General features: G+C 63.1%; 24 protein-coding genes. 15 read left to right on the top strand and 9 right to left on the bottom strand.

What is annotated here, in order from left to right:
* Positions 1-19 precede the first annotated feature (19 nt).
* From fdhD to CO676_RS19310, 7 genes are all read right to left on the bottom strand, one after another.
* Positions 20-937, bottom strand: a complete 918-nt coding sequence (gene fdhD / locus CO676_RS19340; RefSeq protein ID WP_097522263.1) for a formate dehydrogenase accessory sulfurtransferase FdhD — start codon at positions 935-937, stop codon at positions 20-22.
* 8 nt (positions 938-945) lie between these two features.
* Entirely contained in the window at positions 946-3,825 is a 2,880-nt protein-coding gene (gene fdhF, locus CO676_RS19335) for a formate dehydrogenase subunit alpha (protein WP_097522262.1), read from the bottom strand.
* Positions 3,822-4,037: a hypothetical protein gene (locus CO676_RS19330; RefSeq protein ID WP_041414716.1), complete on the bottom strand. Its 216-nt coding sequence runs from the start codon at positions 4,035-4,037 to the stop codon at positions 3,822-3,824. The genes fdhF and CO676_RS19330 overlap by 4 nt, the downstream gene beginning before the upstream one ends.
* Complete coding sequence (locus CO676_RS19325; protein WP_097522261.1) at positions 4,034-5,590, bottom strand: NADH-quinone oxidoreductase subunit NuoF; 1,557 nt, start codon at positions 5,588-5,590, stop codon at positions 4,034-4,036. Before CO676_RS19325 ends, CO676_RS19330 begins: the two co-directional genes overlap by 4 nt.
* Positions 5,587-6,066: a formate dehydrogenase subunit gamma gene (locus CO676_RS19320; RefSeq protein ID WP_014766165.1), complete on the bottom strand. Its 480-nt coding sequence runs from the start codon at positions 6,064-6,066 to the stop codon at positions 5,587-5,589. The genes CO676_RS19325 and CO676_RS19320 overlap by 4 nt, the downstream gene beginning before the upstream one ends.
* Positions 6,067-6,242: 176 nt before the next feature.
* On the bottom strand, positions 6,243-7,139 hold the full coding sequence (locus tag CO676_RS19315; protein ID WP_097522260.1) for a LysR family transcriptional regulator: 897 nt from the start codon (positions 7,137-7,139) through the stop codon (positions 6,243-6,245).
* Between the two features lie 164 nt (positions 7,140-7,303).
* On the bottom strand, positions 7,304-8,074 hold the full coding sequence (locus CO676_RS19310; RefSeq protein ID WP_014766167.1) for an SDR family oxidoreductase: 771 nt from the start codon (positions 8,072-8,074) through the stop codon (positions 7,304-7,306).
* 175 nt (positions 8,075-8,249) lie between these two features.
* Here CO676_RS19310 and CO676_RS19305 point away from each other — a divergent pair, with 175 nt between their 5' ends.
* From CO676_RS19305 to CO676_RS19265, 9 genes are all read left to right on the top strand, one after another.
* Positions 8,250-9,014, top strand: a complete 765-nt coding sequence (locus tag CO676_RS19305) for a DeoR/GlpR family DNA-binding transcription regulator (protein WP_014766168.1) — start codon at positions 8,250-8,252, stop codon at positions 9,012-9,014.
* A 131-nt stretch (positions 9,015-9,145) separates the two neighbouring features.
* Positions 9,146-10,663 (top strand): glycerol-3-phosphate dehydrogenase, encoded by a 1,518-nt coding sequence (gene glpD / locus CO676_RS19300; protein ID WP_097522259.1) that lies wholly within the window; start codon positions 9,146-9,148, stop codon positions 10,661-10,663.
* 48 nt (positions 10,664-10,711) lie between these two features.
* On the top strand, positions 10,712-11,782 hold the full coding sequence (locus CO676_RS19295; RefSeq protein WP_097522258.1) for an ABC transporter ATP-binding protein: 1,071 nt from the start codon (positions 10,712-10,714) through the stop codon (positions 11,780-11,782).
* Positions 11,783-11,802: 20 nt separating this feature from the next.
* Complete coding sequence (locus CO676_RS19290) at positions 11,803-12,873, top strand: ABC transporter ATP-binding protein (RefSeq protein ID WP_014766171.1); 1,071 nt, start codon at positions 11,803-11,805, stop codon at positions 12,871-12,873.
* Between the two features lie 2 nt (positions 12,874-12,875).
* Positions 12,876-13,742, top strand: a complete 867-nt coding sequence (locus CO676_RS19285) for a sugar ABC transporter permease (protein WP_014766172.1) — start codon at positions 12,876-12,878, stop codon at positions 13,740-13,742.
* 17 nt (positions 13,743-13,759) lie between these two features.
* On the top strand, positions 13,760-14,584 hold the full coding sequence (locus CO676_RS19280) for a carbohydrate ABC transporter permease (RefSeq protein WP_014766173.1): 825 nt from the start codon (positions 13,760-13,762) through the stop codon (positions 14,582-14,584).
* A complete protein-coding gene (locus CO676_RS19275) occupies positions 14,584-15,003 on the top strand; it encodes a DUF2160 domain-containing protein (protein ID WP_014766174.1) in 420 nt (139 codons plus the stop codon). Before CO676_RS19280 ends, CO676_RS19275 begins: the two co-directional genes overlap by 1 nt.
* Before the next feature lie 82 nt (positions 15,004-15,085).
* Positions 15,086-16,810, top strand: a complete 1,725-nt coding sequence (locus CO676_RS19270; protein ID WP_014766175.1) for an ABC transporter substrate-binding protein — start codon at positions 15,086-15,088, stop codon at positions 16,808-16,810.
* 249 nt (positions 16,811-17,059) lie between these two features.
* Positions 17,060-17,980, top strand: a complete 921-nt coding sequence (locus CO676_RS19265) for an EamA family transporter (protein WP_014766176.1) — start codon at positions 17,060-17,062, stop codon at positions 17,978-17,980.
* 4 nt (positions 17,981-17,984) lie between these two features.
* Here the strand turns inward: CO676_RS19265 and CO676_RS19260 are convergent, their stop codons facing one another.
* Positions 17,985-18,413 (bottom strand): Fur family transcriptional regulator, encoded by a 429-nt coding sequence (locus tag CO676_RS19260; protein ID WP_097522257.1) that lies wholly within the window; start codon positions 18,411-18,413, stop codon positions 17,985-17,987.
* Positions 18,414-18,535: 122 nt separating this feature from the next.
* Here CO676_RS19260 and CO676_RS19255 point away from each other — a divergent pair, with 122 nt between their 5' ends.
* From CO676_RS19255 to CO676_RS19235, 5 genes are all read left to right on the top strand, one after another.
* Positions 18,536-19,441, top strand: a complete 906-nt coding sequence (locus tag CO676_RS19255) for a metal ABC transporter substrate-binding protein (RefSeq protein ID WP_097522256.1) — start codon at positions 18,536-18,538, stop codon at positions 19,439-19,441.
* A complete protein-coding gene (locus CO676_RS19250) occupies positions 19,438-20,367 on the top strand; it encodes a manganese/iron ABC transporter ATP-binding protein (protein ID WP_097522255.1) in 930 nt (309 codons plus the stop codon). Before CO676_RS19255 ends, CO676_RS19250 begins: the two co-directional genes overlap by 4 nt.
* Positions 20,364-21,221: a metal ABC transporter permease gene (locus CO676_RS19245; RefSeq protein WP_014766180.1), complete on the top strand. Its 858-nt coding sequence runs from the start codon at positions 20,364-20,366 to the stop codon at positions 21,219-21,221. The genes CO676_RS19250 and CO676_RS19245 overlap by 4 nt, the downstream gene beginning before the upstream one ends.
* Positions 21,218-22,072, top strand: a complete 855-nt coding sequence (locus tag CO676_RS19240; RefSeq protein ID WP_014766181.1) for a metal ABC transporter permease — start codon at positions 21,218-21,220, stop codon at positions 22,070-22,072. Before CO676_RS19245 ends, CO676_RS19240 begins: the two co-directional genes overlap by 4 nt.
* A gap of 190 nt (positions 22,073-22,262) precedes the next feature.
* A complete protein-coding gene (locus tag CO676_RS19235; protein ID WP_014766182.1) occupies positions 22,263-23,105 on the top strand; it encodes a DUF6030 family protein in 843 nt (280 codons plus the stop codon).
* Between the two features lie 13 nt (positions 23,106-23,118).
* On the opposite strand, the gene CO676_RS19230 is transcribed toward CO676_RS19235, so the two are convergent.
* Complete coding sequence (locus tag CO676_RS19230) at positions 23,119-23,550, bottom strand: Lrp/AsnC family transcriptional regulator (RefSeq protein WP_014766183.1); 432 nt, start codon at positions 23,548-23,550, stop codon at positions 23,119-23,121.
* Positions 23,551-23,676: 126 nt separating this feature from the next.
* Here CO676_RS19230 and CO676_RS19225 point away from each other — a divergent pair, with 126 nt between their 5' ends.
* A complete protein-coding gene (locus CO676_RS19225) occupies positions 23,677-24,780 on the top strand; it encodes a saccharopine dehydrogenase family protein (protein WP_014766184.1) in 1,104 nt (367 codons plus the stop codon).
* Positions 24,781-24,875 lie beyond the last annotated feature (95 nt).

The raw sequence follows: 24,875 nt of genomic DNA, 5'->3' as shown, positions 1-24,875 counted from the left end.
CGCGACAGCTCCGCTTCTCTCAAAATGAATCAGTGCGGGAGGCGCGCGTGGAAAACGGCGCCCGTTCTTCCTCGTCCCGCTCAATGCGCTCTGGGTGGGTAAAGATTTCGAATTCGTCGCCGCGCACAAGCGCGATCAGTGTCATGCCGGCCTCCTCCGCCGTGCGGATCGCAAGCGCCGTCGGCGCCGAAATGGCGATGATCACCGGGCTTCCGGCAATCGCCGCCTTCTGAACCATCTCGACAGAGACGCGCGACGTGACGACGACGGCGCCTTGTGTGCCCTTGAAACCGGCGCGTGCGGCGGCACCCGTCAGCTTGTCCAGCGCATTGTGGCGACCGACATCCTCGCGCACCGCGATCAGCCCCTGGCCCGGCACGTAGAACGCCGCGCCATGCACCGCACGCGTCTCGATGTGCAGCGGCTGCTGGCCGTTGAGCAGGCCAACGGCCTGTACGACATCCTCATCGGAGAGCCTCAGCGACGAGCCGGAAACGTCCGACGTCGCTCGCACGGCTTGCTCGATCGATTCGATGCCGCAGAGCCCGCAGCCGACGGGCCCGGCCATGTGGCGGCGGCGCAAACGCAACGCCTCGTTCTGCTCGTCCCTGAGGCTGATTTGCAGGTCGATTCCGTTGTCCTCGGCGACCACCTCGACCGTTTCGATTTGATCCGGGTCGGTGATGATGCCTTCCGTCAGGCTGAAGCCGATGGCGAAGTCCTCGAGATCGGCGGGCGTCGCCATCATCACGGCGTGCGTCGACCCACCATAGCTCAGCGCAATCGCTGTCTCCTCCGGCACGACGCGCGATTGCCGTACGAGCACGCCCGCACGCCGCGCGTCTTCCGGAACCTTCGCCGTCGTCCTGAAGCGGGTCCTGTCGGCCGCGCCGACCGTGACGGCAGTGGGAGAGGACGGAAGTCGTTTGCCTACCATTCCTTCTCCTACTCCGCCGCCTCCAGCTTGCCGGCGATCCGCCGCGATTGGCGGGCCTGCTCGTCATAGTCGACCTGCCAGTCCGAGGGGCCGTTCGACGGCGACACCTGCACGGCCGTCACCTTGTATTCCGGGCAGTTGGTCGCCCAGTCGGAAAAGTCCGTGGTGATGACGTTCGCCTGCGTCGTCGGATGGTGGAAGGTGGTGTAGACGACACCAGGCGCGACGCGGTCCGTGATGAGCGCCCGGAGCGTCGTCTCGCCCGAGCGGCTGGCGAGCCGGATCCAGTCGCCGTCGCGGATGCCGCGCTGTTCGGCGTCATGCGGATGGATCTCCAGCCGGTCTTCCGGGTGCCAGACGACATTCTCCGTGCGACGCGTCTGGGCGCCGACATTGTAGTGGCTGAGGATGCGGCCGGTGGTGAGCAGCAGCGGGAAGCGCGGCCCGGTCCTCTCGTCGGTCGGCACATATTCGGTGCGGATGAACTTGCCCTTGCCGCGCACGAAGCCGTCGACATGCATGATCGGCGAACCGAGCGGCGCCTTTTCGTTGCAGGGCCACTGCACCGAGCCCATCTTGTCGAGATAGTCATAGGAGACCATGGCGAAGGTCGGCGTCGTCGCGGCGATTTCATCCATGATCTCGGACGGATGGCCATAGTTCCAGTCGAGACGCATGGCCTGGGCGAGTTTCTGCGTCACCTCCCAGTCGGCATAGCCGTTCTTCGGCCGCATCACCCGGCGAACGCGATTGATGCGGCGCTCGGCATTGGTGAAGGTGCCGTCCTTTTCCAGGAAGGTCGAGCCGGGCAGGAAGACATGCGCATAGTTGGCCGTCTCGTTGAGGAACAGGTCGTGCACCACGACACATTCCATCGCCGCGAGACCGGCGGCCACGTGCTTGGTGTCCGGGTCGGACTGCAGGATGTCCTCGCCCTGGATATAGAGCGCCTTGAAGGTGCCTTCGACCGCTGCGTCGAGCATGTTGGGGATACGAAGGCCCGGCTCGTTGTTGAGCGTCACGCCCCACAGCTTCTCGAAGGTCTCGCGCGTCGCGTCGTCCGAAATATGCCGGTAGCCCGGCAGCTCGTGCGGGAAGGAGCCCATGTCGCAGGAGCCCTGCACGTTGTTCTGGCCGCGCAGCGGATTGACGCCGACGCCGGGCCGACCGATGTTGCCGGTGACCATGGCGAGGTTGGCGATCGCCATGACCGTGGTCGAACCCTGGCTGTGCTCGGTGACCCCGAGGCCGTAATAGATCGCGCCGTTGCCGCCGGTGGCGTAAAGGCGAGCAGCCCCGCGCACCAGTTCGGCCGGAACGCCGGTGTAAGCCTCGGTCGCTTCCGGGCTGTGGTAGGGCTCGGCAACGAACGCCGCCCAATCCTCGAATTCCGACCAGTCGCAGCGCTCGCGGATGAAGGCTTCGTTGGCGAGGCCCTCGGTGACGATGACATGCGCAAGCGCCGTCAGGATGGCGACATTGGTGCCGGGTTTGATCGGCAGGTGGTAGGAGGCTTCGACATGGGCCGAACGGACGAGATCGATCCGGCGCGGATCGATGACGATCAGCTTGGCGCCCTCGCGCAGCCGCTTCTTGAGCCGCGAGGCGAAGACCGGATGGCCGTCGGTCGGGTTGGCGCCGATGATGATGGCGACATCCGTGTGCTCGACGCTGTCGAAATTCTGCGTGCCGGCCGAGGTGCCGAAGGTCTGGTTGAGGCCGTAGCCGGTCGGCGAATGGCAGACGCGGGCGCAGGTATCGACATTGTTGTTGCCGAAGCCGGCGCGCACCAGCTTCTGCACCAGATAGGTCTCCTCGTTGGTACAACGCGACGAGGTGATGCCGCCGACGGAATCTCGGCCATACTGATACTGGATTCGGCGGAACTCGGAAGCGACGTGCGCAAAGGCCTCTTCCCAAGTGACCTCGCGCCAGGGATCGGTGACCTTGTCGCGGACCATCGGGTTGAGAACGCGGTCCTTGTGGTTCGAATAGCCATAGGCGAAACGGCCCTTGACGCAGGAATGGCCGCGGTTCGCCTGGCCATCCTTCCACGGCACCATGCGGACAAGCTCCTCGCCGCGCATCTCCGCCTTGAAGGAGCAGCCGACGCCGCAATAGGCACAGGTGGTGACGACCGAATGCTCCGGCTGGCCGATCTCGATCACCGATTTTTCGGTCAGCGTCGCCGTCGGGCAGGCCTGCACGCAGGCGCCGCAGGAGACGCATTCGGAGGAGACGAAATCCTCGCTCATGCCGGCGGAAACACGCGAATCGAAGCCGCGGCCGCTGATCGTCAGCGCAAAGGTGCCCTGCACCTCTTCGCAAGCACGCACGCAGCGCGAGCAGACGATGCACTTCGCCGGATCAAAGGTGAAATAGGGATTGGATTCGTCCTTCGGCGCCCATTGGCGATTGATCTCGCCATTGTTGCGCGCCTTCACATGGTTCGCGCCATCATAGCCATAGCGCACGTCACGCAAGCCGACGGCGCCGGCCATGTCCTGCAGCTCGCAGTCGCCGTTGGCGGCACAGGTCAGGCAGTCGAGCGGATGGTCGGAGATATAGAGCTCCATGACGCCGCGGCGCACATCCTTCAGCCGCTGCGTCTGCGTCGAAACGCTGATGCCGGGCGCGACCGGCGTCGTGCAGGAGGCCGGCATGCCGGCCCGCCCCTCGATCTCCACCAGACAGAGCCGGCAGGAGCCGAAGGCCTCCATCATGTCCGAGGCGCAGAGCTTCGGCACCTCGACGCCCGCTTCCATCGCCGCCCGCATGATCGACGTGCCTTCCGGCACGCTGATCTCCCGCCCGTCGATCATCAGCGTCACCAGCTTTTCGGATTTGGAAGCAGGAGTGCCATAGTCGATTTCACGCACCATATTCATTGCACTGCTCCCATGCCGACTACACTAGGGGTCAATCGTTCTCGCGCTGTTTGCGCCGAAAACTCGACAAGCTCCAGCGGCGGCAAGTCTTCAGAGAAGGCCGAGAAGGTCATGCGGCCGTCTTCGTGCCAATAAAACACTTCGAGCACTGCGTGCGTTCCGCCACCAATTTGCTCGTTGACTTCAATATACATCCCATCGCGCTGTATCATTCCGCAGCGTCCACCGCCGGCGCCGGCGAAAAGTCCTCCGGGAAATGCGTCATGGCGCTCATCACCGGATAGGGCGTGAAGCCGCCGAGCGCGCAGAGCGAGCCGAACTTCATCGTGTTGCAGAGATCGGCGAGCAGTTCGCGGTTCTTTTCCGGCTCGATGCCGGCCGCGATATTGTCCGCCACTTCGACGCCGCGCATCGAGCCGATGCGGCAGGGCGTGCACTTGCCGCAGCTTTCGACCGCGCAGAATTCCATGGCGAAGCGGGCCTGCTTCAGCATGTCGGCCGTGTCGTCGAAGACGACGATGCCGGCATGGCCGATAAGCCCGTCCTTCGCCGCGAAGGCCTCGTAGTCGAAGGGCGTGTCGAACAGCGCCCGCGGGAAATAGGCGCCGAGCGGCCCCCCCACCTGCACCGCCTTGACAGGACGGCCGCTCGCCGTGCCGCCGCCGATCTCGTCGACGATTTCGCCGAGGGTCAGGCCGAAGGCGGTCTCATAAAGGCCACCGTGCTTGATGTTGCCGGCAATCTGGAGCGGGATCGTGCCGCGCGACCGGCCCATGCCGAAATCGCGGTAGAAGGCGGCGCCCTTGTCCAGGATGACCGGCACCGAGGCGAGCGAGATGACGTTGTTGATGACGGTCGGGCAGTCGAACAGACCTTTGTGCGCCGGCAGCGGCGGCTTGGCGCGCACCAGACCCCGCTTGCCCTCGAGGCTGTTCAACAGCGAGGTCTCCTCGCCGCAGACATAGGCGCCGGCGCCGGTCCGAACTTCCATGTCGAAGGCATGCGCCGATCCGAGCACCGATTGACCGAGCACGCCGGCGGCGCGGGCGATCTCGATCGCTTGCGTCATGGCGGCAATGGCATGCGGATATTCGGAGCGGGTGTAGACGTAGCCCTTTGTCGCACCGGTGGCGACGCCGGCAATCGCCATGCCCTCGATCAGCACGAAGGGATCGCCTTCCATGATCATTCGGTCGGCGAACGTACCGCTGTCGCCCTCGTCGGCGTTGCACACGATGTATTTCTGGGCGCCTGCGGTTTCGAGGACGGTCTTCCACTTGATGCCGGTCGGGAAGCCGGCACCGCCGCGGCCGCGCAGGCCGCTTTCGGTCACCTCGGCAACGATCGCCTGCGGCTGCATGGCAACCGCTTTCTCGAGGCCGCGCAAGCCGCCATGGGCGCGGTAGTCGTCGAGCGACAGCGGATCGATGAGGCCGCAGCGGGCGAAGGTCAGCCGCGTCTGCTGCTTGAGGAAGGGAATTTCTTCCGTCTTGCCAAGACAGAGCGGGTGCGCAGCGCCTGAAAGCAGCCCCGCATCGAGAAGTGAGGCGACGTCGCGCGCCTTAACCGGACCGTAGGCGACGCGGCCCGCCGCGGTTGCGACCTCGACCAGCGGCTCCAGCCAGTGCATGCCGCGCGAGCCGTTACGAACGATCATCGCGTCGAGACCGCGCGCCGCGATCGCCTCGGCCATCGCCGTCGCCACCTTTTCGGCGCCAAGCGCAAGTGCTGCGGCATCGCGCGGAATGTAGATCTTGACGGTCATCGGCGTGCCTCCGCGACCAGCGCCTCGAGCTCCGCGTCGTCAACCCGGCCATGCACCTCGCCGTCGAGCATCGCCGACGGCGAGCAGGAACACAGTCCAAGACAGTAGACCGGTTCGAGCGTTACCGCCCCGTCCGGAGTGGTCTCGTGGAAATCGATGCCGAGCAGCGCCTTGGCACGCTCCGCGAGCCGGTCACCGCCCACCGCCTGGCAGGATTCGGCGCGACAGAGTTTTAGGACATGCCGCCCGGCCGGATGTTCGCGGAAATCATGATAAAAGGTGACGACGCCATAGACTTCGGCGCGCGACAGGTTGAGTTCGCGGGCGATCACCGGCAGGCATTCCTGCGGCACATAGCCGAACTCGTCCTGGATCTCGTGCAGGATTGGCAGAAGCGGACCTTCGAGCGCTTTGAGTTCGCCGACAATCGCCAGCGTACGCTCGGTCACGTCTGCGCCTGGCAGATGAATATTCACGCGAAGAGCCCTCCCGGCTCGTGGTGCGCCGCGATCAGAGCCCTGCTCGATCGCCAGCACGCCCAAACTCGATTCTCGCAGAGCCCGGAGCCTCGTCGGCCTCTGCACAGGCTACAAGCTTCGCGCTTAAGGCCAGAAGGGTCAATAATGCTGTTCCGTTGATCGATAGAAAAAATCTATTGAACGCCGTTGCGCTCGCTGAGGATGCGCGCCTCGTGCAGCAGGGCGGAGACCAGCGGAGTAAACGGCTCGCGGTAGGTCGCGACCAGACCTACCGTATGGTGCACATCCGGATCGATGATCGGGATCATCCGGATATCGTCGTGAAAGCCAAATGATTTCGCAACGTTATAGGGCATGATGCTTGCCCACCGCCCGGTCCGGACGTGGGAGAAAAGGACGATCATCGAATTCGATTCGAGCGTCGGGCTTGCCACCGCGCCGGCTTCGGCGAAATGCTGATTAATGATACGCCGGTTCTGCATGTCGGCCGTCAATAGACAAAGCCGAATATTGCTAACGTCTTTCCAGGTCACGCTGTCGCGATCCGACAGGGCTGTGCCGGCGGCGGCAACCAGATGATATTGCTCGATCTGCAGCGGCACGCTGGTGACTCGGCCGAGCGGTTCGTTCTCCAGATAGGTAAGCCCCGCGTCGATTTCGAGATTTTCGAGCAGCGCCAGGATCTGCAGCGAGGTGGTCGAAAGTACCGAGAAGGTGACGTCGGGATGCTTCTCCTGAAACGGTGCCGTGATGAGCGGCACCATGGAGAGTGTTGTCGGGATGGCGGCAAGGCGAATGTGGCCGGAGAGCCCCTTGCGCGCCGCGCGCATCTCCTCGCGCATTGTGCGCGCATCGCCGACGATCCGCCGCGCCCATTCGAGCACCCGCTGGCCTTCGGGGGTCAGCCCCTGAAAGCGGGATCCTCGATTGACAAGAATGACGCCGAGCTGGTCCTCCAGCTGGCGGATCGCCGCCGACAGCGTCGGCTGCGTGACGCCGCATTCCTCCGCCGCACGACCAAAATGCCGTTCGCGGGCGAGGGCGAGAAAGAACTCCAGCTTGTCGATCATGCCTGCCCCATAAGTTAAAGAGTAAGTCGCCGCTCACCCTAGGCCTCTCCCCGCATGCGGCGAAAGGGGACTGAGACTGTGCGGCATATCCCTTCGCCCCGTTCGCGGGAAGGTGCCGGCAGGCGGATGAGGGGGCGGAAGGCGCACGCCCTTCGTAGTCCCGCTTAGGCGATCAGCTGGCCCCCGTTCACCTCCAGCACCTGGCCGGTGATATAGCCGGAAAGCGCATGCGAGGCGAGGAAGAGATAGGCGGGCGCACAGTCCTCGGCGGTCCCGAGTCGCCCGAGCGGGATCGATTTGCGGGTCGCCTCGAGCTTCTCGGGCGTTGAATAGCGCTCGTGGAAATCGGTGGTGATGGTGCCGGGCGAAACGCAATTGACGCGAATCCCGTCCGGCGCCAGTTCGCGCGCCAGCGCCTTGGAATAGGTGGCGACGAAGGCCTTGGTGGCGGAATAGATCGACGAGCCGGCGCTGCCGCCGGAGCGCGCCGAGATCGACACGGTGTTGACGATCGCCGGATGCGTGCCCTTCAGCAACAGCGGCAGCATCGACCGGGTCATCTCGACGACCGAGGTCTGATTGAGCTGGACGATCGTTCGGTACTCGTCGTCGGTCAGGTCTGCCGCCGGAAAGCGACCGACCATCGTGCCGGCATTGTTGACGAGCACGTCGAGGCTTTCGAAACGGCTTTTCACCTCGTCGGCGAGCGTCTCGACGCCTCCGGCGGCAAGAAAATCCGCCGCCGAGAGGAATGCCCTGCCCTCAGCCGCCGCCAGGTCGAGAAAATCTGGGCGCGGACCGGAAATCGACCGGCCGACATGGACCAGCACCCGCGCACCGCAATCGAGGAACTGCCGGGCGACCTCGAGGCCGATGCCCCGACCGCCGCCGGTCACCACCACATTCATGCCCTTGAACAAGGCCGGATGATACATGGGCTTTCCTTCCTCCTCGCGAAAAACCACGCTGGCGCATCCAAGGATGGATTGCAACACTGGCATCGGCACTAGCGGCACCGAAGATAAAACCGCAATTAATCGCTGATTCTGAAATTGCGTGGCTTTCGTTTTTGCATATTATGAAAGAAAACGAAAGCAGAGGGAGCGAAGCATGTACCTCACTGGACGGCAAGCGGAGATTCTGGACCTAGCAAAGGCGGAGGGCCGCGTGCTCGTCGAGGAACTCGCCCAGCGTTTTTCGGTGACGCCGCAGACGATCCGCAAGGATCTGAACGACCTCTGCGATGCCAGGGTGCTCAACCGCATTCACGGCGGCGCGATCTTTCCGAGCGGCAAGGAGAATGTCAAATACGACGCCCGCCGCCAGATCGCCGCGGCGGAAAAGCAGGCGATCGGCCGCGCCGCCGCCGCACTCATCCCCGACAACGCCTCGCTCTTCATCAACATAGGCACCACTACCGAAGCGGTCGGCGAGGCGTTGCTCGACCACAAGGAATTGATGGTTATTACGAATAATATCAATGTTGCCAATCGCTTGCGCGTCTTTCCCTCGATCGAGGTGGTGATCGCCGGTGGCGTCGTACGCGGCTCGGACGGCGGCATCGTCGGCGAGGCGGCGGTCGACTTCATCAACCAGTTCAAGGTCGATTTCGCCGTCATCGGCGCCTCCGCGATCGACCCTGATGGCGCGCTTCTCGATTTCGATTTCCGCGAAGTGAAAGTCGCGCAAGCGATCATCGCCAATGCGCGCCACGTGATCCTGGTTTCCGATTCGACAAAGTTCGAACGTACCGCGCCGGTCAGGATCGGCCACATTTCCCAGGTCCAGACCTTCATCACCGACCGGTGCATCGTTGAAAACGTTCGGAAAATCTGTTCCGAGCAAGGCGTCAAGCTGGTCGAGACCGAGGACTGACCGCACCCATCCAGGGACTGACAAGATTCGAGAAGCATTCGTTTGACATTCGAAATATTTTCGTTTTAACTGCCTTCACTTTCGCGATTGCGTCAATTTGTGCGTTGCGAAAAGTGGGAGGGGAAATCGCGGTGTCAGAGCAGGCAATCTTCGACGTCTTTGTCATAGGCGGCGGCATCAACGGATGCGGCATTGCGCGTGATGCGGTCGGCCGGGGATATTCCGTTGCGCTCGCCGAAATGGACGATTTCGCCTCCGGCACCTCGTCCGGCTCCACCAAGCTCATCCATGGCGGCCTTCGCTATCTCGAGCACTACGAATTCCGGTTGGTGCGCGAAGCGCTGATGGAGCGCGAGGTGCTTTGGGCCATGGCGCCGCACGTCATCTGGCCGATGCGCTTCGTCCTGCCCTATCACAAGGGCGGCCCGCGCCCTGCCTGGCTGATCCGACTCGGCCTATTCCTTTATGATCATATCGGCGGGCGCAAGCTGTTGCCGGCCACGGGCACGCTGGATATGACCCGCGATCCCGCCGGCGCGCCGCTGAAGCGCCTCTTCACCAAGGCCTTCGAATATTCCGACGGCTGGGTCGACGACGCCCGTCTCGTAGTGCTCAATGCCCGCGATGCCGCCGACCGCGGCGCCCGCATCTTGGCGCGCACCCGCGTCGTTTCGGCCCGGCGCGAAAACGGTCGCTGGGCGATCGAAACCGAGGACGCCCAGACGGGAGGGCGCGAAACAGTCCGCGCCCGCATGCTCGTCAACGCCACCGGTCCCTGGGTGGACCGGGTGCTCGGCGACGCGATCGGCAAGAAGGACGTCCATAATGTCCGCCTCGTCCAGGGCAGCCATATCGTCGTGAAGAAGCAATTCGACGACCCGCGCGCCTATTTCTTCCAGAATCCGGACGGGCGGATCATGTTCGCCATTCCTTACCAAGGCGATTTCACCCTGATCGGCACCACCGACCGGGATTTTACCGGCAATCCCGCCGAGGTGCGCATCAGCGATGCCGAGATCGACTATCTCTGCACCTCGGCCAGCGAATATTTCAGCGAACCGGTAACCCGGCAGGATATTGTCTGGACCTATTCGGCGGTGCGCCCGCTCTTTGACGACGGCGCAAGCAAGGCGCAGGAGGCGACCCGCGACTATGTGCTGCGCCTCGAAGGCCAGAATGACCAGGCGCCGCTGCTCAACGTCTTCGGCGGCAAGCTCACGACCTATCGGCGGCTGGCCGAATCGGCGCTCGATAAGATCGGCGAGGCGATCGGCGCAAAGGGCAACAAATGGACGGCCACGTCGCACCTGCCTGGCGGCGACTTTCCGGCAACCGGCTACGACGCGGAAGTCGAAAGGCTGAAGGCGCGCTACCCTTTTCTCGCTGCTTCGCATGCCCGCCGGCTGGTCCGGCTCTACGGTACGCATGCTGCAAAGCTGCTCGGCCGTGCCGCGAGCCAGACGGATCTCGGCAAACACTTCGGCGCGGATCTTTACGAGGTCGAGGTCGACTGGCTGATCGGACAGGAATGGGCGCGGCGTGCCGAGGACGTGCTCTGGCGCCGCACGAAACTGGGATTGAAGCTGACGCCGGCCGAGATCGCGGAGTTGGAGGACTACATGCACGGCGCCGTCAATGCCGCCGCCTGATCCCGCGATTGAAACTGCCGATGGCTGGGTGGAACACCGGAGAATTCAATGCTTGAAATGAAGAACATAACCAAGGTCGTGGGCGGGGAGACGCATATCCACCCGACCGACCTTGTGCTGGAGAGGGGATCGCTGAACGTGCTGCTCGGCCCGACGCTCTCCGGCAAGACGTCGCTGATGCGGCTGATGGCCGGTCTCGACAAGCCAGCCTCCGGTTCGATCCATTTCGACGGTGCCGACGTCACCGGCGTACCCGTGCAGCGGCGTTCCGTTGCGATGGTCTATCAGCAGTTCATCAACTATCCGGCGATGACGGTCTACGACAACATCGCCTCGCCGATGCGCATCAAGGGTTCCGACAACGCAGTAATCGACCGGGAGGTCCGCAAGGCCGCCGAACTCTTGAAGCTCACCGCCTATCTCGACCGCACGCCCCTCAATCTCTCCGGCGGCCAGCAGCAGCGCACCGCGCTCGCCCGCGCCATCGTCAAAAATGCCGATCTGGTGCTGCTCGACGAGCCGCTCGCCAACCTCGACTACAAGCTGCGAGAGGAACTGCGCGAGGAACTGCCGAAGATCTTCGCCGCCTCCGGCGCCATCTTCGTCTATGCGACGACCGAACCTTCGGAGGCGCTGCTGCTCGGCGGCAACACCGCCTCGTTGAGCGAAGGCCGCATCACCCAGTTCGGACGCACCATCGACGTCTACCGCCGTCCGGCCGACATCATCACCGCCCGCACCTTCGCCGATCCGCCGCTCAACACGATCGAGCTGGTGAAGGCGGGATCGGATTTCACACTCGAAGGTAAGCCGGTCCTTTCCGTCCCCGCGCATCTTGCGGCGGTTTCGGACGGCCCCTGCACGGTCGCCTTCCAGCCGCACCACCTCTCTTTCGACCGGCCCGAGGGAAGCGGCGATCCGCTCATCGTCAAGACGGCGATTTCCGAGATCGCCGGGTCGGAAAGCTTCATTCACGTCGGCTTCGCCGATGCGCGCTGGGTCATGCTGGCGCCCGGCATTCACGACATCGAACCGGACGCGACCCTCGACGTCTTCGTCGACACCCGCCACCTGATGGCCTTCGGGCCGGATGGCCGGGCAATCGACGGGACCGCATAAGGAGGCGCTGGGAGGAGACCATGGCACGCATCAATCTCGAACATGTCCGCCACGCCTATGGCGCCAAGCCGAAGTCGGAAGCCGATTACGCGCTGAAGGAAGTCCATCACGAATGGAACGACGGCGGCGCCTATGCCCTGCTCGGCCCTTCGGGCTGCGGCAAGACCACGCTGCTCAACATCATTTCGGGGCTGATCAACCCGTCTGAGGGTCGCATCCTCTTCGACGGCACCGATGTCACGCATCTGACGACGCAGCACCGCAACATCGCCCAGGTGTTCCAGTTCCCGGTCATCTACGACACGATGACCGTCTACGACAACCTCGCCTTCCCGCTGCGCAACCGCCATGTGCCGGAGGCCGAGGTCGACCGCCGCGTCAAGGAGATCATCGAGATGACCGGCCTTGGCGGCTGGGCCAAGAAGACCGCACGGGGGCTGACGGCCGACCAGAAGCAGAAGATTTCGCTCGGCCGCGGCCTGGTGCGCTCCGATGTGAGCGCCATCCTGTTCGACGAGCCGCTCACCGTCATCGATCCCGAGATGAAATGGGTGCTGCGCTCGCAGATCAAACGGCTGCACAAGCAGTTCGGCTTCACCATGGTCTATGTCACGCACGACCAAACGGAGGCGCTCACCTTCGCCGACAAGGTCGTCGTCATGTATGACGGCCAGATCGTCCAGATCGGCACGCCGGCCGAGCTCTTCGAGCGTCCGCGCCACACCTTCGTCGGTTACTTCATCGGTTCGCCGGGCATGAACGTCCTGCCGGCCGAGATCGCCGGCAATAGAGCGGCAGTGGGCGGCGAAAGCATCGCCCTCAATTTCCAGCCAAGGGTCGCGCCCGGTGCCAAGACCGAACTCGGCATTCGTCCCGAATTCATCTCGCTCGGGCGCGACGGCATGCCGGTGGCGATCACCAAGGTCGAGGACATCGGCCGCCACAAGATCGTGCGCGCCCGCTTCGCCGATCGGCCGATCTCGATCATCGTCGACGAGGACGGCGAGATCCCGGCCGAGCCGCGTGTCAGCTTCGACCCGAAGGCAATCAACATCTACGCCGATTCCTGGCGCGTCGGCGAGGAGGCCTGACCATGGAAAAGACCTGGAACAACAAGGCCTGGTTCATGGTCCTGCCGGTCCTGGTGCTTGTCGCCTTCTCGGCGGTGGTCCCCCTGATGACCGTCGTCAACTATTCGGTGCAGGATACCTTCGGTAACAACGAGTTCTTCTGGGCCGGCACCGACTGGTTCCTTGATGTGCTCGAATCCGACCGCTTCTGGGACGCGCTCACCCGCAACCTGATCTTTTCGTCGATCATCCTGGCGATAGAGATCCCGCTCGGCATCGTGATCGCCCTCAACATGCCGAAGAAAGGCATCGGCGTGCCGATCTGCCTCGTCCTGATGGCGCTGCCGCTGCTCATTCCGTGGAACGTCGTCGGCACCATCTGGCAGGTCTTCGGCCGCGTCGACATCGGCCTGCTCGGACGCACGCTCGCAGCGCTCGGCATCAACTACAACTACGTGCAGAACCCGCTCGATGCCTGGGTGACGCTGATCATCATGGATGTCTGGCACTGGACCAGCCTCGTCGTGCTGCTCTGCTATGCCGGTCTCGTATCGATCCCGGACGCTTACTACCAGGCCGCCAAGATCGACGGCGCTTCGCGCTGGTCCGTGTTCCGCTACATCCAGCTTCCGAAGATGAAACGGGTCCTGCTGATCGCCTTCCTGCTGCGCTTCATGGACAGTTTCATGATCTATACGGAGCCTTTCGTCGTCACCGGCGGCGGCCCGGGCAACTCGACGACCTTCCTGTCCGTCGACCTCGTCAAGATGGCCATCGGCGAGTTCAACCTCGGCCCCGCCGCAGCCCTCTCGATCATCTACTTCCTCATCATCCTGCTGCTCTCGTGGATCTTCTACACGGTGATGACCACGAGCGACGCGCAGGGCTGAAAAAGGAGGAGGAACACATGATGACCAACAAGCAACCGCTTTCGCAACGCCTCTCCTGGCTGGTGCCGACGATCTACATCGTCTTCCTGCTCCTGCCGATCTACTGGCTCGTCAACATGAGCTTTAAGGAAACGAGCGAGATCCTCAGTACGTTCTCGCTCTGGCCGCAGAACCCCACACTCCGCAACTACACGGTGATCTTCACCGATCCCTCGTGGTACAACGGCTACATCAACTCGATCACCTACGTCGTCTTGAACACGCTGATCTCGGTGACCGTGGCGCTGCCGGCGGCCTACGCCTTCTCGCGTTATCGCTTCCTCGGCGACAAGCACCTGTTCTTCTGGCTCTTGACCAACCGGATGGCGCCGCCGGCGGTTTTTGCGCTGCCGTTCTTCCAGCTCTATTCCGCCTTCGGCCTCATCGACACGCATATCGCCGTAGCGATCGCCCACTGCCTGTTCAATGTGCCGCTCGCCGTCTGGATTCTCGAAGGCTTCATGTCCGGTGTGCCGAAGGAAATCGACGAGACGGCCTATATCGACGGCTATTCCTTCCCCCGCTTCTTCGTGAAGATCTTCGTGCCGCTGATCGCCTCCGGCATCGGTGTCGCCGCCTTCTTCTGCTTCATGTTCTCCTGGGTCGAACTGCTGATCGCCCGTACGCTGACGACGACTGCCGCCAAGCCGATTGCCGCGACGATGACGCGCACGATTTCGGCCTCCGGCCTCGATTGGGGCGTGCTTGCCGCCGCCGGCGTGCTGACGATCATCCCGGGCGCGCTCGTCATCTATTTCGTCCGCAACTACATCGCCAAGGGCTTTGCCCTGGGGAGGGTCTGATGGCAATCATCGCCACGCGCAAGAACCGCTGGCCAGTCGCACTGGGCGCCGTGCTCGTCGTCTATGTCGTAGCTGCCGGCCTGCTCTTTTCAGCTCTGCCGATCAAGGACGGCAAGCGCGACTGGTTTGCCTCGCTGATCCCGGGCGGCTGGATGGCCTGGTCATTTCCGACCGCCATGTTCTTTCTGACGATCTTCGCACTGCTGTCGCTGATGGCTGTGTGGGAATATGCCCGACCCGGCGGCAACCCACGCCTCGGCATCCTGCGCTTCGAGACGACGCGCGGCGACCGGCTTTTCGTATCGCTGCTCGGAAGCGCATTCATTCACCTCGGCTGGCTGGGGCTCGTCGGCGCAAATCTCTGGTGGGCGGTCGCCCTCTCGGCGATCTACGCCGTCGGTGTCTTCCGCTACGTCTGAGGACGAAAATGAAGGGCGCGCTTACCCGGGCGCCTTTCGAAACTGCAAGGAAACGCAATCGCAAAACCCAAGGGAGGACTTGATGCGACGGCACCTTTTCACAACGACGGCGGCCATGCTGCTGGCACTTACCGGCACCGCCTTCGCCGGCATGGATGAGGCAAAACAATTCCTGGACAAGGAAGTCGGCGATCTGTCCACGCTCGACCGAGCTGGGCAGGAAGCCGAAATGCAATGGTTCGTCGATGCGGCGAAGCCCTTCGCCGGGATGGACATCAAGGTCGTTTCCGAGACCATCGCCACGCATGAATACGAATCGAAGGTGCTGGCCCCGGCCTTCACCGCCATCACCGGCATCAAGATCACCCACGATCTGATCGGCGAAGGCGACGTCGTCGAGAAGCTGCAGACGCAGATGCAATCGGGCGAAAACATCTATGACGCCTATATCAACGACAGCGACCTGATCGGCACCCATTGGCGCTACCAGCAGGCGCGCAGCCTGACCGACTGGATGGCAAACGAGGGCAAGGACGTTACCAACCCGAAGCTCGACATCGACGACTTCATCGGCAAGTCCTTCACCACGGCCCCGGACGGCAAGCTCTACCAGCTTCCCGACCAGCAGTTCGCCAACCTCTATTGGTTCCGCTACGACTGGTTCAACGACGAGAAAAACAAGGCGGACTTCAAGGCCAAGTACGGCTACGATCTCGGCGTTCCGGTCAACTGGTCGGCCTATGAGGACATCGCCGAGTTCTTCACCGGCCGCGAGATCGACGGCAAGAAGGTCTATGGTCACATGGACTACGGCAAGAAGGACCCGTCGCTCGGCTGGCGCTTCACCGACGCCTGGCTGTCGATGGCCGGCAATGGCGACAAGGGCATCCCGAACGGCAAGCCGGTCGATGAATGGGGTATCAAGGTCGACGAAAACTCGCGACCCGTCGGCTCATGCGTTGCTCGCGGCGGCGACACCAATGGCCCGGCTTCGGTCTATGCGATCCAGAAATATCTCGACTGGATGAAGGCCTATGCCCCGGCCGCTGCCCAGGGCATGACCTTCTCTGAGTCCGGCCCGGTTCCCTCGCAGGGCGAGGTCGCCCAGCAGATGTTCACCTACACGGCCTTCACGGCCGCCTTCGTGAAGGAAGGTCTGCCGGTCGTCAACGAGGACGGCACGCCGAAGTGGCGTTTCGCTCCGAGCCCGCACGGCGTCTATTGGAAGGACGGAATGAAGCTTGGGTACCAGGACGCAGGATCCTGGACGCTGATGAAATCCACCCCGGACGATCGCGCCAAGGCCGCCTGGCTCTATGCGCAGTTCGTCACCTCCAAAACCATCGACGTGAAGAAGAGCCATGTCGGTCTCACCTTCATCCGCCAGTCGACCCTCGACCACCAGAGCTTCACCGAGCGCGCACCGAAACTCGGCGGCCTGATCGAGTTCTACCGTTCGCCGGCCCGCCTGCAATGGTCGCCGACCGGCACCAACGTGCCTGACTATCCGAAGCTGGCACAGCTGTGGTGGCAGGCAATCGGTGACGCTTCTTCCGGTGCCAAGACGGCGCAGGAAGCCATGGATTCGCTTTGCGCCGAACAGGAAAAGGTGCTGCAGCGCCTCGAACGCGCCGGTATCCAGGGCGACATCGGTCCGAAGCTCGCCGAGGAGCACGATCTCGAATACTGGAACGCGGAAGCCGTCAAGGCCGGCAACCTCGCTCCGCAGCTGAAGGTCGAGAACGAAAAGGACAAACCGGTCACCGTCAATTACGACGAACTGGTCAAGAGCTGGCAGACGAACTAAGCCATTGACAAAGGCGCCGCCCGGAGTTTCGGGCGGTGCCGCGATACCGGAGATGCGGCACCGGGGCTGGAAACAGCCCCGGTTTTCGTTACTGCATGTTTGGTCAAACCGTACCCGATTTAAGGGCAAAAACATGCAGTAGAGATCTCCCGCCCAGGGAGATCTCACCACACTTCGATCGGTACCGAAGCATCCATCTCTCCGGCGAGGTTAGAAGAGCGGCATGGACTCGCTTTAAGGATTTGATCGATGATCGCTGCCGCCAAGACAAACATCGCTTTCGAACTATTGCTTCTTCTCGCGCTCGCGACGCTCTGGGGCGCTTCTTACACGTTCATCAAGATCGGCGTCGAAACCATTCCGCCGATAACGCTGATCGCCGCCCGGACCTTGATCGCCGGGGCGATCCTTCTCGCCGTCATCGGCTGGCGCGGTCTCTCGCTGCCGCGTGACGCGGCCACTTGGCGGCGCCTTCTGTTCCAGGCCTGCCTCAACAGCGTCCTTCCGTTCACGCTAATCGCATGGGCCGAGCGCACGATCGACGCCGGCGTCGCAGCGATCCTCAATTCCACCACGCCCATCTTCGCCTTCCTGCTGACGGCGCTAATCACCCGCCACGAGGCGGTTACCACGCGCAAGTTCGTCGGCGTCGTTGCCGGGCTGACAGGCACGAGCTTGGTCATCGGTTTGGAGGCCTTTCGCGGGATCGGTGATCAACTCGCGGCACAGATCGCGGTGGTCATTGCGACGGTCTGCTATGCGGGCGCCGCGATCTTCGGCAAGGGGTTCAAGGGCCTGGATCCAATCATCCCCGCCGCCGGATCGCTGATCTCGGGCGCCGCTCTGCTCGTCCCGGCGAGCCTGATCATCGACCAGCCGTGGACGCTCGCGCCTTCGGCCCAGTCTCTGGCGGCGCTCCTCGGCCTCTCGGTCTTCTCCACGGCACTCGCCTTCGCCATCTATTTCCGGCTGATCCAAACGCTCGGCTCCGTCGGTGCGACGGCTCAGGCTTACGTTCGCGTTCCCATCGGCGTTGCGATCGGAGTGCTGTTTCTCGGCGAGACGCTGTCAGCGACCGCGTGGCTGGGGCTCGGCTGCGTCATCCTCGGCGTCGCCGCCATGACCATGCCCGCCGGACGCGCGGTGCCGGCGGTCGTCCCGAAAGGCTGAGCGCTCAGTCCTTGCGCTTCCGGCAATAGAGCTCCAGCCGGTGGCGCACCAGGTCGTAGCCGAGCTCGGCGGCGATTTCCGCCTGCAACTGCTCGATCTTGTCGGAGCGGAACTCGATCACGGCACCCGTTTCGATGTCGATCAGATGGTCATGATGCGGCACGTCCGCCGTCTCGAACCGGGCAGTCGCGCTCTCGAAGGCATGACGCTGCACGACGCCCTGCTGCTCCAGCGCCGACAGCGTGCGATAGACGGTCGAGAGCGACACCGTCGCGTCGATTTCCTTGGCGCGCCGGTGCAGTTCGCTTGCATCGGGATGGTCCTCGGCCTCGGCCAGAATCTTGAGGATCGCCGCCCGTTGGCGCGTGACGCGCACGCCGCCCTCGCGCAGGATTCCCTCCAGTTCCTCGATCCGATTCTTCGTCTGTCTCATCCGGCGACACTAGCCAAGGGCCGTCTGTTTGAAAATAGCTAGTTGCAAATGGTTCTCATTTGCATTGACTTATGCAGGCCATTCGCTTACCCATAATGTAGGTCTGCAAAGAGGAGAGCTGAATGATCGATTCGACGAGGCGCATGATACTGGCGGCAGCAGCGGCAATGGCTGCCTTTTCCTTCCTGCCCGGCACGGCCGCCGCAGCGGAAAAGTTCAAGGCCGTCACCACCTTCACGGTCATTGCCGATATGGCGCGGAACGTTGCCGGCGACGCGGCGATCGTCGAATCCATCACCAAGCCCGGCGCCGAGATCCACAACTACCAGCCGACCCCGCGCGACATTCTCAAAGCGCACGATGCCCAGCTTGTCCTCTGGAACGGCCTCAACTTGGAGCTCTGGTTCGAAAAATTCTTCCAAAACTTCGACGACATTCCGGGCGTGGTGGTCTCCGAAGGAGTCGAGCCGATGGGTATCGCCGAAGGCCCTTATACGGGCAAGCCGAACCCGCATGCCTGGATGTCGCCGTCGGCGGCAATGATCTATGTCGACAATATCCGCGATGCCTTCGTGAAGTTCGACCCCGACAATGCCGAGGCCTACAAGGCGAATGCCGAGGCCTACAAGAAGAAGATCGAGGCGACCATCGCGCCGATCAGGGCCGAGCTCGAGAAGATCCCGGCGGAAAAGCGCTGGCTGGTCTCCAGCGAGGGCGCCTTCAGCTATCTCACGCGCGATTTCGGCCTGAAGGAGCTCTATCTCTGGCCGATCAACGCCGACCAGCAGGGCACGCCGCAGCAGGTGCGCAAGGTGATCGACGCGGTCAGGGTCAACCACATTCCGGTCGTCTTCTCCGAAAGCACCATCTCGCCCGATCCAGCCAAGCAGGTGGCGCGCGAGACGGGTGCCAAATACGGCGGTGTGCTCTATGTCGATTCCTTGAGCGAGGTCGACGGACCGGTCCCGACCTATATCGATCTCCTGCGTGTCACGTCCGAAACGATCGCGAAAGGTCTTTCGCAATGAACCTTCAGGTAAAGGCCCGGCCTACGCCGCGGCCCGGCCCTCTGGACGAGGGCAGCGGCATTCGCGTCAGCAACGCCACCGTGACCTATCGCAACGGCCACCGCGCGCTGCATGACGCCTCGTTCGAAATCCCGACCGGCACGATTGCCGCGCTGGTCGGAGTCAACGGCAGCGGCAAGTCCACGCTGTTCAAGGCGATCATGGGCTTCGTCCGGCTGGCCAGGGGCGATATCTCAGTCCTCGGCCTCACCGTGCCGCAGGCGCTGAAGAAGAACCTCGTCGCCTATGTGCCGCAGGCCGAGGAGGTCGACTGGAATTTTCCTGTCCTCGTCGAGGACGTGGTGATGATGGGCCGCTACGGCCACATGAACATGCTACGCATACCGAAGCGGGCCGATCACGAGGCGGTGGAGGCAGCGCTGGCGCGGGTCGGCATGAGCGAGTTCCGCAAGCGTCAGATCGGCGAGCTTTCCGGCGGCCAGAAGAAGCGCGTCTTCCTTGCCCGGGCGCTGGCCCAGGAGGGCCAAGTCATCCTGCTTGACGAACCCTTCACCGGCGTCGATGTGAGGACCGAAGACGCGATCATCCGCCTGCTTCTCGCACTTCGCGACGAGGGACGCGTGATGCTCGTCTCCACCCACAATCTCGGCAGCGTGCCGGAATTCTGCGACCGGACCGTGCTGCTGAAGAACACCGTTCTCGCTTACGGCCCGACCGAGACGACCTTTACCCGCGACAATCTCGAACTCGCCTTCGGCGGCGTGCTGCGTCATTTCGTGCTCGGCGGGGAGAGCCTCCACGATGACGCCGATCCGCGCCAGCTTTCCGTCATCACCGACGACGAACGCCCCCTGGTCATGTATGGCGCGAAGGGTCGGATGGTGACCCAACCGGCGAAGCCCGAGGCTGAGGCGGACAGCGAATGATCGCCCTGCTCGCCGAACCCTTCACCTATGGCTATATGCTGAATGCCATGTGGGTCAGCGCGCTTGTCGGCGCCGTCTGCGCCTTCCTCTCGGCCTATCTGATGTTGAAGGGCTGGTCGCTGATCGGCGACGCGCTCTCCCATTCGATCGTCCCCGGCGTTGCCGGCGCCTATATGCTGGGGCTCCCCTTCTCGCTCGGCGCCTTCTTCTCCGGTGCACTTGCCGCCGCCGCCATGCTGTTCCTGAACCAGCGCACGCGGTTGAAGGAGGATACGATCATCGGCCTGATCTTCACCTCCTTCTTCGGCCTCGGCCTCTTCATGGTGTCGCTGTCGCCGACCTCGGTGAACATCCAGACGATCGTGCTCGGCAACATCCTCGCCATCACCCCGGCCGACACGCTGCAGCTCGCCATCATCGGCATCGTTTCGCTCCTGATCCTGTCGGCGAAATGGAAAGACCTGATGGTGACCTTCTTCGACGAAAGCCACGCCCGTTCGATCGGCATCAACACGACGCTCATCAAGGTGCTGTTTTTCACGCTGCTCTCGGCTTGCACCGTGGCGGCACTTCAGACGGTCGGCGCCTTTCTCGTAATCGCCATGGTCGTGACGCCCGGCGCCACCGCCTATCTGCTCACCGACCGCTTCCCCCGCCTCATCCTGATCAGCATCGTGATTGGCGCCCTGACGAGCTTCGTCGGCGCCTATGCGAGCTATTTCCTCGATGGTGCAACCGGCGGCATCATCATCGTGCTGCAGACTGCGATCTTCCTGCTCGCCTTCGTGCTTGCTCCGAAACATGGGCTGCTCGCCGCGCGCCGCCGCGCATCCGAGGCGCTGGAGACCGCATGATGCCATCGCTCGATATGCTCCTTGCCGTCTTCGAATTCGAGTTCATGCGCAACGCCCTGCTGATCTCGGTTCTGGTCGCGATCCCGACGGCGATGCTCTCCTGCTTCCTGGTGCTGAAGGGTTGGTCGCTGATGGGCGACGCGATCTCGCATGCGGTTTTCCCGGGCGTCGTCCTCTCCTACATCGTCGGCCTGCCGCTTGCCGTCGGCGCCTTCGCCGCCGGCATGTGCTGCGCGCTACTCACCGGCTATCTCAAGGAAAACAGCCGCATCAAGCAGGACACGGTGATGGGCGTCGTCTTTTCCGGCATGTTCGGCCTTGGCCTGGTGCTCTACACCAGCATCCAGAGCGACGTGCATCTCGACCACATCCTCTTCGGCGACATGCTCGGCATCGGCTGGGGCGACATCCTGGAGACGGGCCTGATCGCGCTTCTCGCCGCCGGCATCCTCTCCTTGAAATGGCGCGACCTGCTGTTGCACGCCTTCGATCCGGGCCAGGCACGTGCGGTCGGCCTGCCGGTCGGGTGGCTGCATTACGGGCTGTTGGCAATCCTGTCGCTAACGATCGTCGGCGCCTTGAAGGCCGTCGGTCTGATCCTCGCCATCGCCATGCTGATCGCCCCCGGGGCGATCGCCTTCCTTCTAACGCGGACGTTTCGCTCCATGCTGATCGTCGCCGTCGTCGTCGCTGTCGCCGCCTCCTTCTCGGGCGTCTATCTCTCCTTCTTCATCGACAGCGCCCCGGCCCCGACCATCGTCCTCCTGATGACGGCGATCTTCCTCTTGGCCTTCGCCTATTCCACCTGGCGGACGGCGCGCATGGAAGCGCAGCGGACACGCGTGGAGTAGAAAATCAGACGCCCCATCCCCTCCCCCTTGCGGGGATGGGGAGGGGTTCTTCGCCCAACGCCAACCGCGCCTTTTCGAGCATGAAGTCTCTTGGACGCCGGCGCCATGATCCCGTATGGTGCGCCGTCTAAAAAGTTTGAGCGGTCGCGGACGAAACCGCCGACCTGCTCTTTGGCGGAGCAACGGTGGCATGGAGAAGAAGCAGAAAGGCCGGTCCGGCGTCGCTTTCTTCCTATCAGCCGTGGCGCTGATCTTCACGGCGATCCTGGCGACCGCGCTGCTTGCCAACGAGCAACGCAATCTGAAACATCTGCTGACGGCGATGGGGCTGCAGGAGGTGCTCCCTGCAGCCCCGCAAGTGCCGGCGTCGAAGCCAATCCGTCAACGACTCAAGAAAGCGGAGCCGTCGAGAGTGCTGCTGCCGGTTCGAACATTCGAGGACCTGCATACGCCCGAGCAGCAATTCATCCGCCAGATTCGCAGCGACCCGCGCGCTCTGTGCGAGGGCCTGCGGGACGCGGGCTTCCGCGAACTCGCATGGAAATCCGCCGAGAGCGGCCGATGGGAATGTTCCTCGCTCGTTCCTTTTGCCCGCCCGGGCGTGGAGAAAAGCTCGTCGATCTTCATCCTCGTCAAAGGCACCGACGAGAATGAAATAACCTCCTTCCGCGTAAAGCTCAACATAGAGCATCCCGACGATACCCAGGCGGTTACCAGTGCCGCGGCGACGGCCGCTTCGGTTTTCCTGAGTGAGGTTCACTGGGCCGACAGCGAGAGCATCGCCTTGAAGATTCAGGCGCTCGGCGAATTCGATCTCAAGCGTTTCGGCAGCCGTATCCAGTTCAGGCGGGAATCGGGCGACACGCCACGCTACAATTTCCTCGCCAATCAGGCGGCGCGTGCACGGCCGAAGAGCGCCGCCGAGCTCTACTTCGACCGCGAGAAATGGCTTGCGCCCGGCGATGGCTCGATCGTTTCCGTCATTCGCGGCCCAGGCGCCTGGAACACCGGATCCGGTAGCAGCGCGCGCTGAATGGCGGAGCCGGTCAGCGGTCGATGCGCGTCGAGAGAATGATCGATGACAGCGTCTTCTCGACACCCTCGATTTCACCGATGCGATCGATCAGCAGATCCAGCTCGCTGATCGAGGCTGCCGCGACGATGGCAATCAGGTCGAAGCTGCCGCTAACCGAATGCAGTGTGCGGATCTCGCGGATCGCGCCGAGTTCCGGCGTGACACGGCTCAGCGCCCGCGCCGCGATGGTGATCAGCACATGCGCCTTCACCAGCCCCTTTTCATAGCTTTCGGCAAGCCGCACGCCATAGCCGGCGATCACCCCCTCGCGCTCCAGCCGCTCGATGCGAGCCTGCACCGTCGTACGCGACAGGCCGAGCCGCCGCGCGATCGTCGCGGTCGGCATGCGGGCGTTCTCACTGAGGACGGCAAGAAGTTCGCGGTCTTTGTCGGTAACTTGCATATCGCCGATCCACTTCGGCAATACGCCGATTAAGCACCGACGATGTAGCTATTTTGCCGCTTCGAATCAACATCCACTTAGCGGACAATAGCAAACGAAGAGGCTCATACCCCGGGGATAAAAATTATGAGAGACATCGTTGTCATCGGCGCTGGCAAGATCGGCTCGACGATTGCCAGAATGCTGGCCCATACCGGCGACTACCGCGTCTGCGTCGCCGACCACAGCGCCGAGCAATTGCAGCAGGTCGAGAGCCACGAGGCGATTTCCACTGCCGTCATCGACATCGCCGACAGACAAGCCCTCGTCGGCCTGCTGACCGGCAAGTTCGCCGTCCTCAGCGCCGCACCGTTCCACCTGACGGTGGCGATCGCCGAGGCTGCCGCCGAAGCGGAGGTCCACTATCTCGACTTGACTGAAGACGTCGAATCGACCCGCCAGGTCAGGGCGATCGCGGCCGACGCGAAGACCGCCTTCATCCCGCAATGCGGTCTCGCACCGGGCTTCATCTCGATCGTCGCCAACGATCTCACCAGTCATTTCGACACGCTTGAAAGCGTGCGCATGCGCGTCGGCGCCCTGCCGCAATATCCGTCGAATGCTCTGAACTACAATCTCACCTGGAGCACCGACGGCGTCATCAACGAATATATCGAGCCGTGCGAGGCGATCGTCGAGAGTGCGCTGATCGAGGTTCCCGCCATGGAGGAGCGCGAGGAATTCTCGCTCGACGGCGTCACCTACGAAGCCTTCAACACCTCCGGCGGCCTCGGCACGCTTTGCGAGACGCTGAAGGGCAAGGTCCGCACCCTCAACTACAAGACGATCCGCTACCCGGGCCATGCAGCGATCTTCAAGGCACTGCTGAACGACCTCGGCCTGCGCCATCGCCGCGAGGTCCTGAAAGACATCCTAGAGAACGCGCTGCCGACCACGACCCAGGACGTCGTCGTCATTTTCGTCACCGTCTCCGGCTTCCGCCAAGGCCGCCTGATCCAAGAGACCTATGCGAACAAGGTCTATAGCGGCGTTGTTGCGGGACGCATGCATAGCGGCATCCAACTCACCACGGCCGGCAGCATCTGTGCCGTCCTCGACCTGCTCGCCGAAGGCAAGATCCCGACCACGGGCTTCGTCCGCCAGGAAGACATTTCCCTCGACACCTTCCTCGCCAACCGGTTCGGGCACTACTACGCCCAGAAGCACGAAACGGAACGCGCTGCCGGCTGAAGCGGGCTGCATGCCGGCGAGATGGAAATGCCCGGGTCGATCCCGGGCATTTTTTCGTTGCGGCATGGGAATCAACCACTCCAAGCCGGGAGCGA

Source organism: Sinorhizobium sp. BJ1, from assembly GCF_002531555.1.
GTDB classification, from domain to species: domain Bacteria; phylum Pseudomonadota; class Alphaproteobacteria; order Rhizobiales; family Rhizobiaceae; genus Sinorhizobium; species Sinorhizobium fredii_B.
The sequence above is the reverse complement of the archived record's forward strand: the minus strand, read 5'-3'. Positions and strand labels throughout refer to the sequence as shown.